The sequence below is a fragment of the Tsukamurella ocularis genome (genome assembly GCF_965138335.1).
Taxonomy (GTDB): Bacteria; Actinomycetota; Actinomycetes; order Mycobacteriales; family Mycobacteriaceae; genus Tsukamurella; species Tsukamurella ocularis_A.
On sequence record NZ_CBCSDV010000070.1, the window covers coordinates 1 to 4,586 of the forward strand.

Annotated in this window: 3 protein-coding genes; all 3 read right to left on the reverse strand. The window is 74.1% G+C overall.

Translation table 11 applies throughout. The features are described 5' to 3' along the window. Positions 1-562: 562 nt before the first annotated feature. On the reverse strand, positions 563-970 hold the full coding sequence (gene nirD / locus ACNAYW_RS24660) for a nitrite reductase small subunit NirD (protein WP_415852231.1): 408 nt from the start codon (positions 968-970) through the stop codon (positions 563-565). Next, positions 967-3,504, reverse strand: a complete 2,538-nt coding sequence (nirB, locus tag ACNAYW_RS24665; protein ID WP_415852232.1) for a nitrite reductase large subunit NirB — start codon at positions 3,502-3,504, stop codon at positions 967-969. The genes nirD and nirB overlap by 4 nt, the downstream gene beginning before the upstream one ends. A 124-nt stretch (positions 3,505-3,628) precedes the next feature. Continuing rightward, a partial coding sequence (locus ACNAYW_RS24670; protein ID WP_415852233.1) for a molybdopterin-binding protein occupies positions 3,629-4,586 on the reverse strand: 958 nt, incomplete at its 5' end.

A 4,586-nucleotide genomic window follows, 5' to 3' on the forward strand; every position in this document is an offset into this window, starting at 1 on the left:
GTCGTCACGGGCGCGGGTACGCGCGCCGGGATCGACGACGGCGGCACGGGCTGCTCGAGAGCCTCTGCCAGGGCGTCGGCGAAATCCGCCGCCGACGCGAACCGCAGCTCCGGAGTGCGGGCGGTCGCCTGGAGCAGCACACCGTCGACCTCGGGGCCGAGGTCGGGCCGGTCCCGGCGCACCGTCGCGAAGCCGTACGGGTTCGGGGGATGCCCCGTGAGCAGCGTGTACGTGGTACTGGCCAGGGAGAAGACCTCGGACCGGGCGGTGGGGGCCGCACCCTNGCGGACCTCGGGTGCGGCGTAGATCTCCGCGTCACCGTCGGCGGGGGAGTCGACCAGCTGTGCGGTGCCGGGCTCGACCTGGAGGGCCGCCGGGCTGATCGCGCCGTGCGGCGCTCCGGCGTCGACGCGGGCGTCGACGNTCGGCGCGATCGCGCCCATCACGAACCNCACGTCGTCGGCCGCGAGCGGCCCTCCGACCTGCAGTCCCACGGAAGAATCGCCCTGACCGGCCATCGTCCACTCCTTCAGCTGTCAGGAGCAGAGTAGCGGTGCTGCGATCACACAGCGCGCGGGCGGGGACGGAAGCCGAAACGCACGTCGGGGGAGTTCGCGACGAAGACGGTCCCGTCGAGCGAGATCCTCGTGTCGTACACGGGGATCGAGACGCCGGGCGCGTCGAGGCACCGACCGTCGAGCAGGCTGAAGGCCTGCTTCTTCAGCGGCGATTGGACGACGGGGAACCCCCCGCGGTCGCCGACGATGCCGCGCGACATCACCGCGGCCCGGCCGATCGGGTCGATGTTGCCGATCGCCCGGATGCTGTCGTCGGCCAGGCGGAACAGGGCCACCTGGGCACCGTCGGGCAGCAGGACGGCCACGCCGCGCAGGGGTTCGAGCCGGGAGGCGGGGCAGGCCGCGGTCCAGTCGCGGGTCCAGCGGTGCAGGTCGAAGGGGGCGGTGGTCATGCGCGATCCTTCCTCGGGGGCATGGACGGGGTGGGCGTGCCGAGCAGGATCGGCACCTTGCGGCCGTTCTTCTCGCCGAAGTCGACGGTCGGGTCGGGTGCACCGGGGGCGTTGACGAAGGAGACGAACCGGGCGAGCTTGTCGGGGTCGTCGAGCACGCCCTTCCACTCGCAGCCGTAGCCGTCGACGTGCCGCTCGACGGTGGCCTCGAAGTCGGCGTTCAGGCCGAGCGCGTCGTCGATGACGACCTCGCGCAGCCGGTCGATGCCGCCGTCCAGCCCCTCGACCCACGGCGCGGTGCGCTGCAGCCGGTCGGCGGTGCGGATGTAGTACATGAGGAACCGGTCGACGTACCGGATCAGCGTCTCCCGGTCGAGATCGCCGGCGAGGAGCTGCGCGTGCTTCGGCGTCATGCCGCCGTTGCCGCCCACGTAGAGGTTCCAGCCGGTCTCGGTCGCGATCACTCCGACGTCCTTGCCGCGGGCCTCCGCGCACTCGCGGGCGCAGCCGGAGACGCCCATCTTGATCTTGTGCGGCGACCGCAGGCCGCGGTAGCGCAGCTCGAGGTCGATCGCCATCTGCACCGAGTCCTGCTGGCCGTAGCGGCACCAGTCGCTGCCCACGCAGCTCTTCACGGTGCGCAGCGACTTGCCGTAGGCCTGGCCGGATTCCATCCCCGCGTCCACCAGGCGGCGCCAGATCAGCGGCAGCTGGTCGACCGTGGCGCCGAACATGTCGATCCGCTGGCCGCCGGTGATCTTGGTGTACAGCCCGAAGTCCCGCGCGATCTCGCCGATCACGATGAGCTGTTCCGCGGTCACGTCGCCGCCCGGCATCCGCGGCACCACCGAGTAGGTGCCGTTGCGCTGGATGTTCGCCAGGAAGTGGTCGTTGCTGTCCTGCAGCGAGGCCTGCTCGCCGGAGAGGATGTGGTCCGAGCTGGTGGAGGCGAGGATCGACGCCACCGTCGGCTTGCAGAGATCGCAGCCCGTGCCCGAGCCGAACCGCTCGATCAGCCCCGAGAAGGTACGGATGCCGCTGGCCTGCACCAGCTCGAAGAGCTCCGCGCGGGACTGGGTGAAGTGCTCGCACAGCGACTTCGAGACGGTGACGCCCTCGGCCTCGAGCAGCTGCGAGAGCAGCGGTACGCAGGAACCGCAGGACGTGCCCGCGTTGGTGCAGCCCTTGAGCTCGGCGACCGTGCACGCGCCGTCCGCGATCGCCGCGCAGAGCGTGCCCTTGGAGACGTCGTTGCACGAGCAGACCTGCGCCGCGTCGGGGAGCGCTCCCACGCCGATGCCGGGTGCGCCGTCGCCGACGGGCGCGATGAGCGAGACCGGGTCGCCCGGCAGCGAGGATCCGACGAGCGGCCGCAGCACGCCGTACTGCGAGGCGTCGCCGACCAGCACGCCGCCGAGCAGGGTCGAGGCGTCGTCGGAGAGCACGAGCTTGGCGTAGGTGCCGCCGATCGGGTCGCTGACCACCACGTCGAGCGCGCCGGGAGTGGTGCCCAGGGCGTCGCCGAAGGACGCCACGTCGACGCCGAGCAGCTTGAGCTTGGTGGAGAGGTCCGCGCCGGGGAACTGCGCGTCGCCGCCGAGCAGGCGGTCCGCGACGACCTCGGCCGTCGCGTAGCCGGGGCCGACGAGGCCGTAGCAGCGGCCCTCAATCGCCGCGACCTCGCCGATCGCGTAGACCGCGGGATCCGACGTGACGCAGGAGAGGTCGGTGATGACGCCGCCGCGCTCGCCGACCGTCAGCCCGGCCTCGCGGGCCAGCTCGTCGCGCGGGCGCACGCCGGCGGCGAAGACCACAACGGCCGCGTCCACGACGCTCTCGTCCTTGAGCGTCACGGCCAGCCCGTGCTCGCCGGGCGCGATGTCGGTGGTGCCGGACGAGAGCGTGATGTCGATGCCGAGCTCGCCGATCATCCGCGCCAGGTGCTCGCCGCCGCCGCTGTCGACCTGCTGCGGCATCAGCCGCGGGTTGACCTCCACGACGTGCGGCCGGAGGCCGAGCGTGCGCAACGCGTTCGCCGCCTCCAGGCCGAGCAGGCCGCCGCCGACCACCATGCCGACGGGCTCGGCCGAGCGGGCCAGCGCTGCGTCGGCGTCGGCGCGCAGCGCGTCCAGGTCGTCGAGGGTGCGGTAGACGTGACAGCCCGGCAGGTCGTGGCCCGGGACGGGCGGGACGAAGGCGTACGAGCCGGTGGCGAGCACGAGGGCGTCGTAGGCGACGGGGCCGTCGGCCGTCGTCACCGTCCGCGCGGCCCGGTCGATGCCGGTCACCGCGGCGCCGAGCTGCAGCTCCACCAGCGGATCGCCGGCGTAGTCGTTGCCCGCGAGCGCCAGCTCGGAGCGGTCCCACGTGCCGATGTAGGACGAGAGCCCCACCCGGTCGTAGGCACCGTCGGCCTCCTCGCCCAGGACGACGATCCGCCAGGCACCCGCCTCGTCGCGGGCGCGGAGCGCCTCCACGAACCTGTGGCCGACCATGCCGTGCCCCACCACGACGACGGTGCGCTGGGTGACCATGGACTTCTCCTCTCGCCGGAAACCGTTGGCACCGAATGTAAGGAGGTGGTGTTGCGGGGTTGTGCCGCCGTGTTGCCCGTCGATCACGCCTTCCTCACGGCGGGTACGGCACGCGCGTGAGGAGTCAGGCCAGGCGTTCGGCGAGGTCTCCGGGCCGCGCGAGCGGGGGGACCAGTGCGATCGCGCGGCGCCCCACGGCGTCGCGCAGGTGCGGCGTCGCGACGGTCGCCGGCAGGCGCCACCGGCCCGCGCCGTCGGGCTCGACGGGCAGCATGCGCCACCGGTCGTCGGGGTTGGCATCGGCGAGGGGGAGCAGCTCGACGGCCCGCGGCGCCTCCCGCAGGAGCGCGGCGCGCAGGGGCGTCGCCAGGAGCGCCGCGCCGAGCACCGCCGCCATCGGGTTGCCGCCCAGCCCCAGCACGATCGGTCCGTCCGGCACCGTCGCCACGAGGAGGGAGCCGCCGGGGCGCACATCCACCCCGTCGACCGGCAGCGTCGCCCCGACCCCGTCGAGCGCGTCCCGCAGCCGGTCCGCCGCACCCCTGCCGGTGGCGCCGATGATCGCGACGACGTCGGCGCCGTCCGGCAGGAGGGCGGCGCGGAAGGACGCCGGTGCGTCCGGCAGATGCGGGCCCCGCGGGACGGCGCAGCCGGCCGCCTCGAAGAGCGCGGCGACGGGCCCCCAGGCGGTCTCCGGCAGGCCGGTGCGTCCGGCGGCGCCCACCTCGTCGCCGGACGTGTGCAGCCGGATCCGGACGGGGCCGCGGGCGGAGACGGCGGCCACGCCCGCCGCGGTGGCGAGGGAGACCAGCGCCGGGTCGATCGCGGTGCCCGCCGCGGCGAGTGTCGCGCCCGACGGCCAGGCGGAGCCCATCGGCCGGACGTCGTTGCGGCGCGGGTCCGCACAGCGCAGGACGGGGCCGTCGGCGACGATCTCCTCGTCTCGGATCACGCGCTCGGCGCCCGCCGGAAGCCTTGCCCCCGTGGCGATCCGCACCGCGCCGCCGGTGGTCAGCGACGGCGCGGCGTGCCCGGCGACCGCGGCGCCGTCGATCCTGCGCCACGGTGGCGGGCCCGCGACC

Coding starts and splice junctions, on each gene's coding strand:
- nirD (WP_415852231.1), bottom strand. CDS start 970: ATGACCACCGCCCCCTTCGACCTGCACCGCTGGACCCGCGACTGGACC.
- nirB (WP_415852232.1), bottom strand. CDS start 3,504: ATGGTCACCCAGCGCACCGTCGTCGTGGTGGGGCACGGCATGGTCGGC.